This is a genomic window from Geothermobacter ehrlichii, assembly GCF_008124615.1.
Lineage (GTDB): Bacteria > Desulfobacterota > Desulfuromonadia > Desulfuromonadales > Geothermobacteraceae > Geothermobacter > Geothermobacter ehrlichii.
In genome coordinates, this window is record NZ_VNIB01000016.1 from 30,249 (window position 1) to 47,818 (window position 17,570).

Here is a 17,570-nt window from a genome sequence, read left to right on the forward strand (position 1 = left end):
CGCGCAGATCCGAGGGGCTGGACGTAGTCAGCTACGCCTCGCCCCTCGGATCAAGCATAATGCGGGAGATGCCCCCATACCGACGACCGGCTTAAAACAGATACTTCTCGTCCTCGATCGCCCCCTGCGCCAGCTCCCGCTTCGCCTGCAGCAGACCGCTGGCGTCATAGCGGGTGAAGCGACGCACGCCGGACAGGAGCATGGTCAGGGTGTCGCCCTCCTCGAGATAGAAGGCGCCCCGACGGGCGGCGCTGGCGGCCACCTCGGTGGCGTTGAAACAGAAGACCTTGACTGCTGCTGCGAGCAGCCGGCGCTTGCGCTCGGTCGCTTCGGGACCGACCTTTTCCGCCCGCAGAATGGCGCTTTCGATGGCGAAGATCTGGATCGCCAGGTCGGCGGCAGCCAACAGGATCTCCTGCTCGTCGACCAGCTTGTTCATGTACTTCTGTACGCCGCTGCCGGCCAGAATCAGGAACAGGGTCTTGAGATTGGCCAGCAGCTGCTTCTCGGCGGCGAAAGGCACCGACTCGTCGAGCTCTTCGAAGCTGGGGGTCATCAGCGACTCGAAGGCCTTCATCGCCTCGGCCTGCAGCGGCAGCTCGCCCTTCATCGCCTTGCGCAGGATCATGCCCGGAATCAGCAGCCGGTTGATCTCGTTGGTGCCCTCGAAGATGCGGTTGATGCGCTCGTCGCGGTAGTAGCGCTCGGCCGGATAATCGGCGACAAAACCGTAACCACCGTGAATCTGCACCACCTCGTCGACGGTGCGCGCCAGCACCTCGGAACAGAAGACCTTGGAAATGGCGCATTCGGTAGCGTACTCCTCGATCGCCTTCTGGTATTCCTCGTAGTAGTTGTCGATCCCCTTCTCGATGGAGGCCAGCTTGGTGTCGAGCAGACCGGCCAGCCGGTAGACCAGGGATTCGGAGGCATAGATGTCGGCGGTCAGGTTGGCAATCTTCTCCTGGATGGCACCGAAGGAACTGATCTGCTTGCCGAACTGCTTGCGCTCGTTGGCGTACTTGACCCCTTCGACCAGGGCCATCTTGGCGGCGCCGGTGACCCCGGCCGCCAGCTTGAAGCGGCCGACGTTGAGGACGTTGAAGGCGATCTTGTGCCCCTTGCCGATCTCGCCGAGTACGTTTTCGACCGGCACCTTGCAGTTGTCGAGAATGATCTGGGTGGTCGACGAGCCCTTGATGCCGAGTTTCTTCTCCTCGGCACCGACCACCAGACCCTCGAAATCACGCTCGACCAGAAAGGCGGTGAAGTGCTCCTTGTCGATCTTGGCGAACACGGTGTAGAGCTGGGCGAAACCGCCGTTGGTGATGAACTGCTTGGTGCCGTTGAGGATGTAGTACTTGCCGTCCTCGGAGAGGGTGGCGGTCGCCTGGGCGCCGAGAGCGTCGGAGCCGGAACCCGGCTCGGTCAGGCAGTAAGCGGCGCACCATTCGCCGGAGATGATCTTCTCCAGGTATTTCTGCTTCTGCTCCTCGGTGCCGTAGTAGATCAGCGGCAGAGTGCCGATGCCGGTATGGGCGGCGAAGGCGACGGAGAAGGAACCGGCCGGCGCGATCTTCTCCCCGACCAGCATGCTGGTCGCCTTGTCCAGTTCCAGCCCGCCGTATTCCTCGGGCGCGTCCATCATCAGCAGGCCGAGTTCGCCTGCCTTGGCCATCGCTTCGACCACCAGATCGAAGTTGCCCGCCTCGATCTCCTCGAAGTTGGGCAGAATTTCGTTGGTGACGAACTGTTCCGTCGTCTCGCCGATCTGCCGCTGCTCGTCGGTGAATTCCTCCGGGATGAAGATATCCTCGCAGCTGCTCTCGGCAATGAGATATTCGCCGCCCTTGAGTATTTTTCGCTCCATTTTCATCCTCGTTTCTCCTGATCCTGCGTTTTGTATGATCCGTCAATTCTGAAAATCGTTTGCCACCCGCTCGCACTGCTCGCTCAAGACACCAAGTTCGCCAAGTAAGCCCAAATAAAATCAATGATTTTCTTGGCGCCCTTGGTGCCTTGGTGCCTTGGTGGCTAAGCCTTACAGCTTCTCAAAAATCCCTGCGCCGCCCATGCCGCCGCCGATGCACATGGAGACCATGCCGTAGCGACCGCCGCGGCGGCCGAGCTCGTTGAGCAGGGTGGCGGTCAGCTTGGCGCCGGTGCAGCCGAGGGGATGGCCGAGAGCGATGGCGCCACCGTTGACATTGATCCGCTCCGGATCGAGATCGAGCTTGCGGATCACCGCCAGCGACTGGGCGGCGAAGGCCTCGTTCAGCTCGATCAGATCGATGTCCCGCTGCTGCAGGCCGGCCATCTCCAGCGCGGCGGGAATCGCCTCGACCGGGCCGATGCCCATGATCTCGGGCGGTACGCCGCGCACGGCAAAGGCAACGAAGCGGGCTACGGGGTCCTTGCCGAGCTCCTTGAGGAAACGCTCGGAAACGACCAGCGCCGCCGCCGCGCCGTCGGTCATCTGCGAAGCGTTGCCGGCGGTCACCGTTCCGTCCTGGCGAAAGACCGGCTTCAGCTTCGCCAGCCCTTCCAGGGTGGTGTCCTGGCGGACGCCGTCGTCGATGGTCACCGTTTCGAGCTGCTTCTGCACCTTGTTGCCGACCACGGCGACCTGTTCAACCGCGACCGGGATGATCTCGCCTTCGAAACGCCCCTCGGCAATGGCCGCCGCCGCCTTCTGGTGGCTGGCCAGGGCAAAGGCGTCCTGGTCCTCGCGGCTGATGCCGTACTGCTGTGCCACCAGCTCGGCGGTGATGCCCATGCTGGCGTAGGTTTCCGGCCAGTCACTGACCAGGCCCGGGTTGGCACTGTACTTGTTGCCGCCCATGGGAATCATGGTCATCGATTCGGCGCCGCCGGCGACGATGCAGTCGGCGAAACCTGCCATGATCCGCTCGGCGGCCATGGCGATGCTCTGCAGGCCGGACGAGCAGAACCTGTTGATGGTCATGCCGGGAACCGTATAGGGCAGTCCGGCGCGACTGGCGGCCACCTTGGCCATGTTCATCCCCTGCTCGCCTTCGGGAAAGGCGCAGCCGAGAATGACATCGTCGATCTTTTCCGGATCGACGCCGGTCTTTTCGATCAGCCCGCGAATCGCCGCCGCCCCCAGATCATCCGGGCGCATGTCCTTGAATTTTCCCTTTTTCGCCCGGCAACCGGGAGTCCGGTACGCTGCCAGAATGTATGCCGTGTTCATGGTTTCCTCCGTCAGGATTAACTCTTTGATTCTGTTTCAACGCAAAGTCGCCGGGGGTGGAGAGTCTGCAAAGAAACCCTTAGCGTGCCCCATGCTTTGTGATGTTCTCTGCGCCCTCTTTTATCTCTGCGTCTCTCCGTTAAGAAATGCTCTAGTTCCGCAACGGCTTGCCCTTCTTCAGCATGTGCTGAATCCGCTCGGCGGTCTTCTTCTGGCCGCAGAGCCTGAGGAACGCCTCGCGCTCGAGCTTGAGCAGGTATTCTTCGCTGATCGGGGTGCCGGCGGGAACGTCGCCGCCGCAGATCACCTCGGCAATCACTCCGCCGAGATGTTCCTCGTATTCGGTGATGAAACCGCCCTGACGCATGTTCCACAGCTGGCTCTTGATGCTCGCCGCCAGAGAACGGCCCGGCGCCGGCAGCTTTTCGACCGGCCTCTGCGGACGGTAATTGACGGCGAGAGCCAGGGCTTTCTGCTTGGCGTCGGCGATCAGCCGGCTCTTGTCCATGGTCACCGAGTCGCCGCGGCGCAGGTAGTTCATGCCGAACAGCTCCATGGCGCCCATGGAAACCTTGGCCATGCCGATCTGCTGGAAGTGCTTGAACAGGAAGGGCGACACGTCGGCACCGTTGTTTCGGGCCAGTTCAACGGCGCGCAGGCACATCTCCTTGGTGCCGCCGCCGGCCGGCAGCAGACCGACGCCGATCTCCACCAGCCCCATGTAGGTTTCGGCATGGGCGACCACCGCGTCGGCATGCAGGGTGTACTCGGCGCCGCCGCCGAGGGTCATGCCGAAGGGAGCGACCACCGTCGGCACCTTGGCGTACTTGAGAGCCATGGTCGCCTTCTGGAACTGGCGCACCATCAGGTCGATATCCTCGAACGCCCCCTCGGCGATCGCCACCGCCAGCAGCATCAGGTTGGCGCCGACCGAGAAGTTGGGGCCTTCGTTGCCGACCACCAGGGCGACGCCCTCGCGCTCGGCGCGCCTGACCGCCTTCTGGGTCAGGGAGAGGATGTCGCCGCTGATGCTGTTCATCTTGGAATGGAATTCGAGACAGAAGACCCCGTCGCCGAGATCAAGCAGGGAAGCACCGGCGTTCTTTTCCACCAGGCCGCCGCTGCGCCGGAGGACCTCGATGTCGACCTGGCCCGCCGGCACGTCGAGCACCTTGTAGGAACGGCTGGCGAAATCGAAATATTCGCGCTGTCCCCGCTCGTTGAAGCGATAGAAGGCCTCGATTCCTTCCAGGGCCTCGGGGACGGCGACGCCATCCTTCTTCGCCCGCTCGACAAAGGCCGGCACGCCGATGGCGTCGAGCATCTCGAAGGGGCCGAGCTCCCAGTTGAAGCCCCACTTCATGGCGTTGTCGACATTGACCACGTCATCGGCAATCTCGGGAATGCGGTTGACGGTGTAGATCAGGGTATCGCGCAGGGTCCGCCAGGCGTATTCGGCTCCCTTGTCGCTGCCGTTCACCACTTCGCGCACCCGCCGTGCCGGATCGTCCACCTGCTTGACCGCCTCGATGGAGGGAAACTTCGGCTTTTCCGCCGGCCTGTACTCGCCGGTGCGCCAGTCATAGGCCAGAATGACCCGCTTGCCGTTTTCATCTTTGGTCTTCTTGTAGAAACCGCCCTTGGTCTTGTTGCCGAGCAGCTTCTTTTCGATCATCTGCTGCATGAACTCGGGAACCTTGAAGACCTCGCGCTCCTCGTCGTTCGGCAGCAACTCGAAGGAATTGTTGCCGACATGCACCAGGGTGTCATTTCCGACCAGATCGGCGGTACGGAAGGCCGCCGACTTGGGACGGGCGGTGGCCGGGCCGGCGACAGCATCGACTTCCTCGATGCTCATGTCCATCTCCATCATGTGCCGGATACCCTTGTAGATGGCATAGACGCCGATCCGGTTGGCGATGAAGTTGGGCGTGTCCTTGGCGCTGACGATCCCCTTGCCGAGCCGACGGGAGAGGAACTCGGCCATCTCGGCGACGATTTGCGGGTCGGCCTCGTTGCAGCCGACCACCTCAAGCAGCCGCATGTAGCGCGGCGGATTGAAGAAATGGGTGACCATGAACCGCCGGCGCAGCTCGGGCGGCAGGGCCTCGGCCATGGCATTGATCGACAGACCGGAGGTGTTGCTGGAAAGGATGGCGTCCTCCTTGATGTAAGGGGTGATCCTTTCCAGCAGCTGCAGCTTGATCGGCAAATGTTCGATGATCACCTCGACCACCCAGTCGCAATCCCGCAACCGGTCCAGGTGATCCTCGAAATTGCCCGGCCGGATCAGCGTGGCGTACTCCTTGAGATAGAGGGGGGCCGGCTTCATCTTCTTCAGCCCTTCCAGGGCCGCGACGGCGATGCGATTGCGCACCTTCGCGTCCTCGAGCGTCAGTCCCGCGGCCTTTTCCTTTTCGTCCAGTTCGCGCGGTACAATGTCGAGGAGTTCGACTTCCAGGCCGGCATTGGCCAGGTGGGCGGCAATGGTCGCCCCCATCACTCCGGCACCGAGTACGGCAACCCGATTGATCTGCCTCATTGTCTGTCTCCTTGCTGGTTCTTGGAATTGGCGGACTGCCCGTTCTGATCGTAAAGGGCCTCGATCCGCTCCCGGTATTTTTCGTATATCACCTTCCGCTTCAATTTCAGGGTGGGGGTGAGCTCGCCCCCCTCCACCGAAAAGTCACGCGGCAGCAGCACGAACTTCTTGATCGTCTCGTAGGACGGCAGCTTGGCATTGAGCTGGGCGATGCGCTCGGCGAACACCGCCCGCACCTTTTCGTTGGCGACCAGCTCCTCGACATCGAAATAGTCGAGATTCTTCTGATGGCCGAGCTCGATCAGGCGCTCCATGTTCGGCGTAATCAGCGCCACCAGGTAGGGCTTGCGGTCACCGTAGACAAAGGCCTGGGAAATGTACTTGTCGAGCTTCAGTTCGTTTTCGAGCGGCTGCGGAGCGATGTTCTTGCCGCCGGCGGTGACGATCAGTTCCTTCTTGCGGTCGACGATGTAGACATAGCCCTCTTCGTCGATGCGGGCGATATCGCCGGTATGGAGCCAGCCATCCTTCATCGCTTCGGCGGTCGCCTGCTCGTTCCTGTAGTAGCCCTTCATCAGCTGCGGCCCCCGTACCAGCAACTCCCCGTCCTCGGCCAGCTTGACCTCGGTCAGATCGAGCGGCCGGCCGACCGAACCGAAGCGGATCTGGTCGAGACTGTTCAGGGTGATGGCGGGACTGGTTTCGGTCAGCCCGTAGCCCTCGAAGGTCGGAATGCCGATGATCCACATGAACTCGTTGATCGTCTTGTCGAGAGGAGCGCCACCGGAGATGAAAAACCTCATGTTGCCACCGAATTTCTGGCGGATCTTGGAGAAGATCAGACGGTCGTAGAAGCGGTACCGCGCCCGCAGCAGGCCGGCCGGCCGGCGCTCCACGTAGCGCCGGTAGACATATTCGCGCCCCACCTCGATCGCCCGGTGAAACAGCTGTCTCTTCGGCGGCGACATCAGATGAACATTTTCGTAAATGCGCGAATAGATCTTCTCGAACAGCCGCGGCACACTGACCATCGCGGTCGGCTTGACCTCCACCATGTTCTCGACCACCTTGTCGATGCTTTCGGCAAAGACGATGCGGCTGCCGCTCATCAGGGCGGCGTAATAGCCCGCCGTCCGTTCCAGCACATGGCTCAGGGGCAGAAAGCTGAGAAAGGTCTCCTGCTTGTCCCGCCCCTGCAACCGGTCAAGGCCGAGCCAGGCATCGACCAGAAAGTTGCCATGGGTGAGCATCACCCCCTTGGGCGCCCCCGTCGTCCCCGAGGTGTAGATCAGCGTCAGCAGATCATCCCGCCCGATCCGGTCGATTTCCGCCTCCAGCTCGGCCTGTTCTTCGGCGCTGATCGGATGGGAAATTTCCGAGAGCTGATACAGATGAAAGACCGGCAGACTCCGGTCGCCGATGAACCGCTCGAAGGCAATGACCATCTCCAGCTGCGGCAACCGCTCCCTGACCGCCATCAGCTTTTCGTACTGCAGGCGGGTCGAGACAAAGACGATGCGCGCCCCGGAATGCTCGAGCACATAGGCGACCTGCTCCGGCGTGTTGGTCGCGTAGATCGGCACCGAAATCGCCCGCGCCGTCAGAATGCCGAGATCGGCGATGATCCAGCCCACCCTGTTTTCCGAGAGGATCGCCACCTTGTCTCCCGGCCCGACGCCCAGCTTGCGCAGGCCGCGGGCGGCCATGAGAACCCGCTGGTAGAACTGGCCGTAGGTGAGCGACTGCCAGCGCCCATCCTTCTTGTAGGTGGTGGCAAGGCGGTCCCTGAATTCCCCGGCGCCCCAACGCAGCATTCCGGGCACCGAGACATACGGCATGGCGGCAACTTCTTTTTTCATCGCAAGCTCCATGACCCTCTTCTTTTACCTTCCCTTTACGTTCACGTCAAGCAGAAAAATAAAACATCTTTTGCCGGCCGCCGGCGACCACCGTTTGCGTTGGACCATTCTGTGGCCATTTCCCATTGGATCCCCGCTTCGACGACCGGAACTTCCCGTTCAAAAGGGCTTATATCGGACCTTAACGTTCAGGTCAACTTAAAACAGAACATTTTTTTATAAATCTTTCGAACACCGTATACATCCGGGTCGCCACCGAGCATCTCCTACAGTCTACCAGCTTTGACCGTCCCTGCTCGCTTGACACCCCCGCCCCCCTGTGTTAAGCAGTCCTCGAACCCGTCTTTCTCCCTGAAATCAGGCACTTTGAAAGGAACGGCCATGAACCAGAAAACATCGTCCAGCCTCTTCTCCCGGGCCCGCCAGGTCATACCCGGTGGCGTCAACAGCCCGGTCAGGGCCTTCAAGTCGGTCGGCCGCGACCCCCTGTTCATCACACGAGCCGAAGGCTCGCGCATCTACGATGCCGACGGCAATTGCTATATAGATTATGTCGGCTCCTGGGGACCGATGATCCTCGGCCACTGCCACCCCAAGGTGGTGGAGGCGATCCAGCAGGCCGCCGCCAACGGCGCCTCCTTCGGCGCCCCGACGGAAAAAGAGATCATCCTGGCGGAAATGGTGCGCGAAGCCTATCCGAACATGGAGAAGGTCCGCATGGTCTCGTCCGGGACCGAGGCGACCATGAGCGCCATCCGTCTCGCCCGCGGCTATACCGGTCGCGACAAGATTCTCAAGTTCGACGGCTGCTACCACGGACATGCCGATTCCCTGCTGGTCAAGGCCGGATCCGGCGCGGCAACCTTCGGCGTGCCGACCTCGCCGGGTGTTCCCGCCGATTTCGCCAGACACACCCTGACGGCGACCTACAACGACCTCGACGAGGTCCGGAACCTGGTCAACACCAACAAGGCAGAGATCGCCTGCATCATTCTCGAACCGATCGCCGGCAACATGGGCTGCGTCGCGCCGAAGCCGGGCTTCCTCGAAGGCTTGCGCCAACTCTGCGACGACGAGGGCATCGTCCTGATCATTGACGAGGTGATGACCGGCTTCCGCGTCGCCTACGGTGGCGCCCAGGAGCGGTACGGCGTCCGCGGCGACCTCTGCTGCCTCGGCAAGATCATCGGCGGCGGCCTGCCCGTCGGCGCCTTCGGCGGCAAAAAGGAGATCATGGATCATCTGTCGCCGGAAGGCGGCGTCTACCAGGCCGGCACCCTGTCGGGCAACCCACTCGCCATGAGCGCCGGCATCACCACCCTGCAGCTGCTCAAGGAAGAGGGCTTCTACGACCGGATCGAGGAAAAGAGCACCTACCTCGAGCAGGGACTGAAGGCCGCCGCCGAAAAAGCGTCCTTCCCCACCTGCCTGCAGCGGGTCGGCGGCATGTTCTGCACCTACTTCCAGGAAGGCCCCGTCTGGTCCTTCACCGATGCCGCCAAAAGCGATACGGAACTTTTCGCCCGCTTCTTCCGGGCCATGCTCGACGAAGGCATCAACCTCGCCCCCTCGCAGTTCGAAGCCGGCTTCATGAGCATCGCCCACAGCAAGGACGACCTGGACGCCACCATCGCCGCCGCGGAAAAGGTATTCGCCCGGCTCTGATTCCAGCCGCACAACGCCGCCCGTTCGCGCGAACGGGCGGCGCCGATGAAAAGAATTGACACCCCCTGGGCCCTGTGCTAATAAAGACAGGCTTTAACCCGATTGTATGCTGTATACAATTCGCCATGGGTGAGGACCGACGCCAACTTATCAGATCTCTGGGTTTTTTGTCCGGCGTCGGCATCTCGCTCGTGGCGGCCTGCATGATCGGGCTGGCGATCGGCTACTACCTCGACCGGTGGCTGCAGACATCGCCGTGGATGACGCTCGTCTGGCTGGGAATCGGCATCGTTGCCGGTTTTCGCAACGTTTTCATCCTCACCCAGCGGGAGTTGCGTCGCCAGAAGAAAAGCGAAAACGATGACCAACGGCACCAGGACCCCTGATGAGGAGCTGTTGCGCCGGATGGCCAGACGCAACTGGCTCATTCTCGGCGCGCTGGTGCTGCTCAGCCTGCCATGGCAATCGCTCCGCATCAGCCTCGGGGTGGCCGCCGGCGGGCTGGTTGCCATCTGCGGTCATCACTGGCGCCACCGGGCGCTGCGACGCATGCTCGACTTTCCGGGGCAGGCGTCGATAGGCGGATTCCAGTTCGGCTACATGGTTCGCCTGGCCAGTCTCGGCGCCGCCATCTACCTGCTGCTGACGCGGCTGCATCTGCATCCGCTGGCGCTGGCTGCGGGGCTGATGACGGTTCTGATCAACGTCGTGACAACAACCTTGCAACGCCTTAAATAGACGGAGGAGCCTTCGGTACCATGACTCATCCCTTTTTGATTTTTGGATGGCTCAAAGAGCAGCTTCACCTTCATGTCGGTGAGCACGTTCTCTACACTTGGCTGGTCATGCTGATTCTGCTGGTCCTGGCCCTGGCGGCCGGACGAAGCATCAAGCGGGTTCCCGGCAGCCTGCAGAACCTGATGGAAGTCGTGGTCGAGGGCATTTCCAACCTCGCCGAAGAGACCATGGGCCCCAAGGGCAAGCCGTACTTCCCCCTGGTCGCCACCCTGGCCCTGTTCATCCTGGTCAGCAACCTGATCGCACTGATTCCCGGTTTTGCGCCTCCGACCGCCAACCTCAACACCAACGCCGCCCTGGCGCTGACCGTCTTCGCCATGACTCACATCGTCGGCCTCAAGGAGCACGGCATCAAATACTTGAAGCACTTCATGGGCCCCATCTGGTGGCTCGCCCCCCTGATCTTCATCATTGAGATCGTTGGTCACCTGGCCCGGCCCCTCAGCCTGTCGCTGCGTCTTTTCGGCAACATGTACGGCCATGAAATCGTGCTGATGATCTTCCTCGGCCTGGTGCCGTTCCTGCTGCCGGTGCCGATGATGCTGATGGGGGTTCTGGTCGCCTTCATCCAGACCTTCGTCTTCACCCTGCTGGCGATGATCTACATTGCCGGCGCGATCGAGGAAGCACACTAGACAAAACGGGAAACCGTTCGGCCCTAACGGATCTAGGGACAATAAAAACCATTTACGAGAAGGAGTAGGAACAATGGAATTTTTCGCATGGTGCATGTTGGCTGCCGGCATCGGCATGGGTCTCGGTTCTTTCGGCACCGGTATCGGTCAGGGTCTGGCCATCAAGAGCGCCGTTGAAGGCGTTGCCCGCAACCCCGGCGCTTCCGGTAAAATCCTGACCACCATGATGATCGGTCTGGCCATGATCGAGTCCCTGGCCATCTACGTCTTCGTCGTTGCCATGATCATCCTCTTCGCCAATCCCTTCACCGAGCAGGTTCTGCAGCTGGCTGGCGCCGCTCACTGATTCGAACCGGCCAAAACAGCAACGGGGGGATGTGCATCAGGCACATCCCCCCGTTTTTTCGTCGGGCCGGTGCACCACATCCCCGTCACCCGTCTCGATCTGCTGCGTCTGCGAACCAGTCCGACGACGCCGCATTCAGCCGGCACCTAGCGTTTTACCGTTGCATTTCCGTTGCATTTTTTTATTGCATGAAAATTCCAAATCGTGTAGCTTCTGTTCGTTTTGAAAGTGTATACTGTATACTTCATGAAAACGAGCGGGCATTTCGCACTGCATAACAAATCACGAGCAAAAGGATCAGATTCATGGCCAGTCTGAAAAACTTTTTTGCCTGGTGCAAGCGGCACTACCTGCTTGTCACGTTCCTCGGAGTCCTTTTCATCGTTGTCTTCGGATTCGTCAACATCCAGATTCTCCACATGACCTCCGAACCGGAGTTCTGCCACATGTGTCATCCTGCCCAGGGCTTCGGCCCCCTGGCCGAAGTCGACTCCTGGGAGCACTCGGCCCATGGCGAAGCCGGGGTTTCCTGTCTCGACTGCCACGGTCGACCCGGTGTTGTCGGCTACATCAAGGCAAAACTGGGGGGACTGAAAGACACCTACATGCAGCTGACCATCTCCAAGGAAGAGAAGCTCAAGATCCTGCAGAACCCCAAGGAAGATCTGGTTCCCGACCAGCAGTGCCTCTTCTGCCACTCGGATGAGGGGAACCAGAGCTACCGCAAGAAGGTCAGACTGATGAAGATCGTCCGCATGCGTCTGCTGGACGATGTCAAGAATCCCGAATTCCGCATGCACAAGGGCCTGCCCGACATCCTGACCGACACCTTCGTCGGCGGCACCCATTTCGACCACGCCATGCACCGCGAGGCCTTCGACTTCAAGTGCCGTGACTGCCATTTCGGTCTGGTCCACAACCCGTCGACCAAGACCGACCGCATGAACATGTGTGTGGCCTGCCACAAGGAGAACGAAGACAGCGAAGCGCCACAGGTAGCCGAATGCCAGCGCTGCCACGAGGCCCAGTACGACATGAACAAGGGTATCGGCGCCAAGGATGTGGCCGGCGAGCCCGGCCTGATGTGGGGTAACGGCATCGGTTGCCAGGACTGCCACACTGGCGTCGCCAAGGGCGTCTACCGGCCCACCAGCGAAACCTGCAGCAACTGTCACGACGAGTCCTACAAGGAGATCTTCAACGACTGGGCCTCGGAAACCAAGGCCGAGATCGCCGACCTGCGCGAGCTGCGCATCACCGTCGAGGACGCCCTCAAGGACGCCGACAAGAAGAAGCGTGACACCAAGGCGCATTGGGAACGCTACGAAAAAGCCCTCTACAACTTCCGCCTGGTGCGCAACGACGGCACCAACGGGGTGCACAACCACGACTACGCCCAGGCCATTCTCGCCTCGGTCAAGAAGGACTTCAACGCCATCCTCAACGCCCTCGAACAGTCCTGGTAAGGACAGAGGCCTTGCTTGATCACAGAAACGAAAAAGGCGCCGCAACGCGGCGCCTTTTTCGTTTCTTCTCTTTTCTCAGCCCTGACGTTCCATCTCTCCATCGCCCGGAACATCTTTATCGACACCCTCGGCGTCGAGCTTCTGCCAGCGGGTCAGAACCACAGACTCGACCGATGCCACCAGGCCGAAGGAAAAGACACTGAGCACCAGCGGCACCCCCCTGGTGCTGAGCAGGTCGATCATGAACACCTTGAATGCCGCCAGCAGGGTCACCAGGATGGCGACGTTTTTCAGCTCACGGCTGTTACGCTTCCAGGCCAGGACCATGAGGACGGCGATGGCGCTGTTGATCAGCACCGACTGCAGGCAGACAAAAGTCTCGAACTGGTTGCCGTGGATCTGGTGCAGCCCCCAGTAGAGCAGGCCGCGCGCCTGGAAGAAACCGGCCGACAGTCCGGACAGAAGGACCAGGGCGGCGCTGCGATCCGTGGGATCCAGCCGGCCGAAGACCCTGCCGATGCGCAAGGGCGGAAACTTCCGCGACCAGGAATAGTGATAGAGACCGCCAATGGCCACCAGCCCGGTTCCGGCCAGGGTGACCAGCAGATTCTTGCCGTCCGGATGCTGGTTCAGGGCCACGACCAAGCTGACACCCGAGGTGATCTGCAGCAGGTAGGAGACCCAGCGCACCCCGGAATTGTGCCACCTGACGCTCATGCGGGCCAGCCAGACCGCCACTCCGGAAAAGACGGCGGCGGCCGTCACCAGATTGCCGGTGGCCAGGGGCAGACAGAGAACCAGCAGCAGACTGCCCGCCATACTCAGGGTCGTTCCGCCCGGGGTGTACTTGATGCGGCGCTGGGCCAGCATGTGAATAAGAAAATAACAGAGCAGCGCGGCCAGGGTCCCGGTAACGCCGAGACCGAAGAAGCTCGAACCACCCCGCTCCAGAACATAATGTGACGACCAGACGACCCAGATCACCGTCAGGCTCGGCACCAGGTTGTCAAACACCGTGATAGGCCCTTCGCCGGTACGCCAAAGGCTGAAGAAAGAACTGAAGATGAAACCGAGACCGAAGATGCCGACCAGAGGGAAGAACCAGTTTTCGGCCAGCGGCTCCGGCGGCACCTGGTCGGCGAACAGATACATTCCGAGCCGCATGGCCCAGACCTGGGCGATCATCACCGTCAGCCCGAAAACGAACCAGCGCAGCCAGGACGATTTCTTCATCCGCGAAGCGTGGAACGCCAGCACATTGGCCAGCAGCAGCAGCGGCGCCAGGTAGGAGAAGAGCGGTGTGGGATAGTCGATGGCGGCTCCCGCCAGGCACATGCCGAGGGTGCCGATGATCACCGGCCCGGGCTTCTGGAACCGCTGGCTCTGGGCGGCCAGCGTCGCCCCCATCATCATGAGAATGAAATAGGCAGGAACCGGCGTCAGGGTCTTGAAATGCGCCTGGGTCTCGACAACGATCAACGACAACAGAAAGGCGCCGGCGCCGGTAAAGACCGGGGCCTTGTCGTTGCCACGGCCATAGAGGAACCAGCCGATCAGGATCAGCAACGCGGCATAACTGACGCCGAAAAGGGTACCAACCTGCTGGTTGATCAGGTGATTGTCGGTCGCCGTCCGCAGGGCCAGGGCCATGACCATAATGAAAGAGATTGTTGCCACCCGCGGCAGAAAGGACTCCTTGCCGATCCAGCCCAGCAGGCCGGAAGCGACCTTCTGCCGGCCCTCTTCTTCCTCGGCCCTGGCGTGCAGCGCCTTGAGCGCATCGGCATCCAGACCGCTTTCAAACAGCGCCAGGCGTTTCTGGACAGCTTCCAGCTGCTGCTCGAGACGCGCGACCCGCGTCTCGAGGCTCTGCTCACATTCTTTCATTCCAGCCTCCCTTCCTCCTGCGGGAATGATATCTGGATACGGCAATCGGATACTGCCGCCGGAGGCCCTGCGCAGGACATGGCGGCAACATCCCATGATGCGCATCCGGAAAGAACAAAGGCACCACAACCGGCGGCAAGTCTCGGTTTTCGGCCAGCACCGGCAGCGCCACCATCAACGAGAGATTCAGAATTTTGGTACAATTATGCCAAAAAACACTCCATAAAACTATAACGGTTTTTTATTTAATTGCCAGCCATTTTTCATATTGTGAGCACCTGCTCATTTTATCAAATCCGTGACAATTCGCAAGAAACCGCAATTGCCTTTTATAACAAAGCCTTTATCCCATTTTCCTGTTGACAGGGATTGGGCACAGTGCTAAAGGTAACAGTGTTTTATTATCAACTCTGACAGGGGGTACCGACGTGAAAGGACATGTTTGGCGACCACTCTACGTGGTCATAGGCATCGTGGTCTTGCTCTTGCTGTTCCGGTTCTTCTACGTTCCTGACGACTTCGGCATTCAGGATCAGGGCTTCACCTTCGGTTTCCATCGACTTTCCAACGAGCAGGAATGGAAGGACTTTCCCGCCAAGTACAAGGGAACCGAATACTGTAACGAGTGCCATGACGACAAGGTCGCCAGCATTTCGTCCTCCCAGCACGAGATGATTCCCTGCGAGGACTGCCACGGACCGGCCCGCAACCATCCTGAAGATCCGGAAAAACTGGTGGTCAACCGCAGCCGCGAGCTCTGCATTCGCTGCCACAGCAAACTCTTTATGCCCTCCAGCGGCCGTAATGACATTCCCGGCATCGACCCGAACACTCACAACACGGGGATGGAATGCAGTGAGTGCCACAACCCGCACAACCCGAGCCTGGAGGATATGTAACCATGAAGAGACGTGATTTTCTGAAAAACACGGCGGTCTTCATTACCGGGGCCTCGGTTTCACTGTCGGCCCTGGAGCTGGTCGACCCCAAGGAGGTGCTCGCTTCCCGGCCTGACCTGCGCTGGGGATTTCTGGTCGATACCTACAAGTGCGTCGGCTGCGGGATGTGCGTCAAGGCCTGCAAGCTGGAAAACGACATCCCCTACGACGCCAACGTCACCCGTACCTGGGTCGAGCGCTACGTGATCATGAAAAGCGGCGAGGTGGTCAAGGATTCACCCAAGGGCGCCCGCGACGGGTTCACCAGCAAGCTGGTCGACCAGGGCGAGTCGGGCCCCCGGCTGTTGCGCGACAAGGAGATCGCCCAGGGCTTCTTCGTCCCCAAACTGTGCAACCACTGTACCCTGCCCGCCTGCGTGCAGGTCTGCCCGGTCGGTGCCACCTACTCGACCGCCGACGGCGTCGTGCTGGTCGATCGCAAATGGTGCATCGGCTGCGGCTACTGCATCATGGGCTGCCCCTACGGCGTTCGCTTCTTCCACCCGGTGGTCCATACCGCCGACAAGTGCACTTTCTGCTACCACCGCATAACCAAGGGCGGCAACACCGCCTGCGCCCAGGCCTGCCCCTTCGGCGCCCGCCGCATCGGCAACCTGCGCGACCCGAACGACCCGGTGGCCAAGGAGGTCCTCAACGGCCGGGTCGGCATACTGCGTGACGAATACGGAACCAAACCCAACGTCTATTACATTGGACTGAACAAGGAGGTGCACTAGTCATGGTTGAGCAGGTTGCCCATATGATGGTTCATGGTGAGGCCTGGACGATCAAGGACCTCTTTGTTCTCCCCAACGAATACGTCTACTGGTCGATTCAGATCGTCCTCTACCCCTACATGACCGGTCTGGTTGCCGGTGCCTTCGTCCTCTCCTCGCTGTATCACGTCTTCGGCGTGGAGAAACTCAAGGAGATCGCCAGGTTCGCCCTGGTTTTCTCCTTCGCCCTGCTGCCGGTGGCGATGATGCCGTTGATGCTGCACCTGCAGCAGCCGTTACGGGGCATCCACGTCATGATGACCCCGCACTTTACCTCGGCCATCTCCGCCTTCGGCATCGTCTTCCTGACCTACGGATGCATCGTCGCCTCCGAGATCTGGTTCGTCTACCGCAAGTTCATCGTCGAGAGCATCGAGCGGCTGGAAAAGAAGCAGCGGCGCGGCATCGAGAGCCTGATGCTGATGATCTACAAGGTCATCTCTCTCGGCGCCCGCGACATCAGCCCGGAAGCGCTGGAAGCCGACCACAAGGCGATCAAGTTCCTGGCCGGCCTCGGCATTCCGGTCGCCTGCTTCCTGCACGGCTACGCCGGCTTCATCTTCGGCTCGGTCAAGGCCAACGCCCTCTGGATGACCCCGCTGATGCCGGTCATCTTCATCATGTCGGCCGTCGTCTCCGGCATCGCCCTCTGCATCCTCTGCTACGCCATCTTCATGTGGCTGCGGCGCTGGGCCCTGAAGCGGGGCAAGACCTTCTTCATTCCGGAGCAGGTCGCCGGCACCATGGAGATCTCCGATGCTCAGCTGCGGGACGTCCAGACCTACGAAACCCGCATGACCTCCAAGTACCTGCTGATCTTCATGACCCTGGCCATCACCCTGGAGCTGCTCGACATCATCTTCCGCGGCTACACGGCGGTCAAATCCTGGGACATCCTGCGCCAGGTGATCTACGAGCACGATTTCGTCAAGATCTTCATTCTCCAGTACGGCATCGGCAACGCCCTGCCCTTCCTGATGCTGCTCCTGCCGGGGCTGACCACCAGGCGGGCCTGTCTCGCCAGCATCCTGGTCCTGTTCGGCGTGCTGATGATGCGCTGGAACGTCGTCATCGGCGGCCAGGCCTTCTCGCTGTCGTTCGCCGGCTTCATGCACTATCAGCTGCCGATCATCCCGTACAGCCTGGAGACCTTCAAGGAAGGGCTGGGAGGCGCCCTGATGGTCGCCGTCACCCCGTTCGTCATCTTCTATTTCCTCAACATGATCTTCCCGGCCTTCTACTCCGAAGAAGAAGCCCACTGAAGAGCCGGCACCTGACCACAATAAAAAACCCCGCCCTCCGGCGGGGTTTTTTATTGGAAGACTGACCAGCCTGGCGACATACAGTGATTTGGGGACAAGGCCGCCGACTGACGAGGCATGAGGATTTTGAACCGTAAGTCGAATGCCGGGGAATGGGATGATCCGCAAACGGCCTTTTGCAG

Annotated in this window: 13 protein-coding genes and 1 pseudogene; 9 read left to right on the forward strand and 5 right to left on the reverse strand. The window is 60.7% G+C overall.

The window, feature by feature from the left end:
* Positions 1-91 precede the first annotated feature (91 nt).
* The 4 genes and pseudogenes from EDC39_RS13750 to EDC39_RS13765 all read right to left on the reverse strand — a co-directional run bounded on the left by EDC39_RS13750 (position 92) and on the right by EDC39_RS13765 (position 7,615).
* The gene (locus EDC39_RS13750) at positions 92-1,870 is read right to left on the reverse strand and encodes an acyl-CoA dehydrogenase family protein (RefSeq protein ID WP_148897004.1); all 1,779 of its coding nucleotides are present in this window, start codon (positions 1,868-1,870) and stop codon (positions 92-94) included.
* A gap of 171 nt (positions 1,871-2,041) precedes the next feature.
* Positions 2,042-3,214 (reverse strand): thiolase family protein, encoded by a 1,173-nt coding sequence (locus tag EDC39_RS13755; protein ID WP_148896969.1) that lies wholly within the window; start codon positions 3,212-3,214, stop codon positions 2,042-2,044.
* Positions 3,215-3,365: 151 nt separating this feature from the next.
* A pseudogene (locus EDC39_RS13760) lies at positions 3,366-5,777 on the reverse strand (3-hydroxyacyl-CoA dehydrogenase/enoyl-CoA hydratase family protein); the annotation flags it as partial.
* Entirely contained in the window at positions 5,753-7,615 is a 1,863-nt protein-coding gene (locus tag EDC39_RS13765) for an AMP-dependent synthetase/ligase (RefSeq protein WP_148896971.1), read from the reverse strand. The gene EDC39_RS13765 and the pseudogene EDC39_RS13760, both read right to left, overlap by 25 nt.
* A gap of 381 nt (positions 7,616-7,996) precedes the next feature.
* On the opposite strand from EDC39_RS13765, the gene hemL reads away from it, so the two are divergent.
* The 6 genes from hemL to EDC39_RS13795 all read left to right on the forward strand — a co-directional run bounded on the left by hemL (position 7,997) and on the right by EDC39_RS13795 (position 12,525).
* Positions 7,997-9,280 carry a glutamate-1-semialdehyde 2,1-aminomutase gene (gene hemL / locus EDC39_RS13770; protein ID WP_148896972.1) on the forward strand — a complete coding sequence of 428 codons (1,284 nt, stop codon included), beginning with the start codon at positions 7,997-7,999 and terminating at the stop codon, positions 9,278-9,280.
* 125 nt (positions 9,281-9,405) lie between these two features.
* Entirely contained in the window at positions 9,406-9,666 is a 261-nt protein-coding gene (locus EDC39_RS13775) for an AtpZ/AtpI family protein (RefSeq protein ID WP_148896973.1), read from the forward strand.
* 19 nt (positions 9,667-9,685) lie between these two features.
* On the forward strand, positions 9,686-10,018 hold the full coding sequence (locus EDC39_RS13780; RefSeq protein WP_187426814.1) for an ATP synthase subunit I: 333 nt from the start codon (positions 9,686-9,688) through the stop codon (positions 10,016-10,018).
* Between the two features lie 20 nt (positions 10,019-10,038).
* The gene (atpB, locus tag EDC39_RS13785) at positions 10,039-10,713 is read left to right on the forward strand and encodes a F0F1 ATP synthase subunit A (protein WP_148896975.1); all 675 of its coding nucleotides are present in this window, start codon (positions 10,039-10,041) and stop codon (positions 10,711-10,713) included.
* Positions 10,714-10,786: 73 nt separating this feature from the next.
* Positions 10,787-11,059 carry an ATP synthase F0 subunit C gene (gene atpE, locus EDC39_RS13790; RefSeq protein WP_148896976.1) on the forward strand — a complete coding sequence of 91 codons (273 nt, stop codon included), beginning with the start codon at positions 10,787-10,789 and terminating at the stop codon, positions 11,057-11,059.
* Positions 11,060-11,364: 305 nt separating this feature from the next.
* On the forward strand, positions 11,365-12,525 hold the full coding sequence (locus EDC39_RS13795) for a NapC/NirT family cytochrome c (protein ID WP_148896977.1): 1,161 nt from the start codon (positions 11,365-11,367) through the stop codon (positions 12,523-12,525).
* Between the two features lie 75 nt (positions 12,526-12,600).
* Here the strand turns inward: EDC39_RS13795 and EDC39_RS13800 are convergent, their stop codons facing one another.
* Entirely contained in the window at positions 12,601-14,412 is a 1,812-nt protein-coding gene (locus EDC39_RS13800) for a hypothetical protein (RefSeq protein WP_187426815.1), read from the reverse strand.
* A gap of 428 nt (positions 14,413-14,840) precedes the next feature.
* Between EDC39_RS13800 and EDC39_RS13805 the strand changes: the two genes are divergently transcribed.
* Genes EDC39_RS13805 through nrfD form a run of 3 tightly spaced genes read left to right on the forward strand, consistent with a single transcriptional unit; the run spans position 14,841 to position 17,388 of the window.
* Positions 14,841-15,311, forward strand: a complete 471-nt coding sequence (locus EDC39_RS13805) for a cytochrome c3 family protein (RefSeq protein ID WP_148896979.1) — start codon at positions 14,841-14,843, stop codon at positions 15,309-15,311.
* A 2-nt stretch (positions 15,312-15,313) separates the two neighbouring features.
* Positions 15,314-16,087, forward strand: coding sequence for a 4Fe-4S dicluster domain-containing protein (locus EDC39_RS13810; RefSeq protein WP_148896980.1), 774 nt, complete (start codon positions 15,314-15,316; stop codon positions 16,085-16,087).
* 26 nt (positions 16,088-16,113) lie between these two features.
* Positions 16,114-17,388: an NrfD/PsrC family molybdoenzyme membrane anchor subunit gene (gene nrfD, locus EDC39_RS13815; protein ID WP_148897005.1), complete on the forward strand. Its 1,275-nt coding sequence runs from the start codon at positions 16,114-16,116 to the stop codon at positions 17,386-17,388.
* Positions 17,389-17,570 lie beyond the last annotated feature (182 nt).

Coding starts and splice junctions, on each gene's coding strand:
- nrfD (WP_148897005.1), top strand. CDS start 16,114: ATGGTTCATGGTGAGGCCTGGACGATCAAGGACCTCTTTGTTCTCCCC.
- EDC39_RS13765 (WP_148896971.1), bottom strand. CDS start 7,615: ATGAAAAAAGAAGTTGCCGCCATGCCGTATGTCTCGGTGCCCGGAATG.
- EDC39_RS13795 (WP_148896977.1), top strand. CDS start 11,365: ATGGCCAGTCTGAAAAACTTTTTTGCCTGGTGCAAGCGGCACTACCTG.
- EDC39_RS13810 (WP_148896980.1), top strand. CDS start 15,314: ATGAAGAGACGTGATTTTCTGAAAAACACGGCGGTCTTCATTACCGGG.
- EDC39_RS13755 (WP_148896969.1), bottom strand. CDS start 3,214: ATGAACACGGCATACATTCTGGCAGCGTACCGGACTCCCGGTTGCCGG.
- atpE (WP_148896976.1), top strand. CDS start 10,787: ATGGAATTTTTCGCATGGTGCATGTTGGCTGCCGGCATCGGCATGGGT.
- EDC39_RS13750 (WP_148897004.1), bottom strand. CDS start 1,870: ATGGAGCGAAAAATACTCAAGGGCGGCGAATATCTCATTGCCGAGAGC.
- EDC39_RS13800 (WP_187426815.1), bottom strand. CDS start 14,412: ATGAAAGAATGTGAGCAGAGCCTCGAGACGCGGGTCGCGCGTCTCGAG.
- EDC39_RS13780 (WP_187426814.1), top strand. CDS start 9,686: ATGGCCAGACGCAACTGGCTCATTCTCGGCGCGCTGGTGCTGCTCAGC.
- EDC39_RS13775 (WP_148896973.1), top strand. CDS start 9,406: ATGGGTGAGGACCGACGCCAACTTATCAGATCTCTGGGTTTTTTGTCC.
- hemL (WP_148896972.1), top strand. CDS start 7,997: ATGAACCAGAAAACATCGTCCAGCCTCTTCTCCCGGGCCCGCCAGGTC.
- atpB (WP_148896975.1), top strand. CDS start 10,039: ATGACTCATCCCTTTTTGATTTTTGGATGGCTCAAAGAGCAGCTTCAC.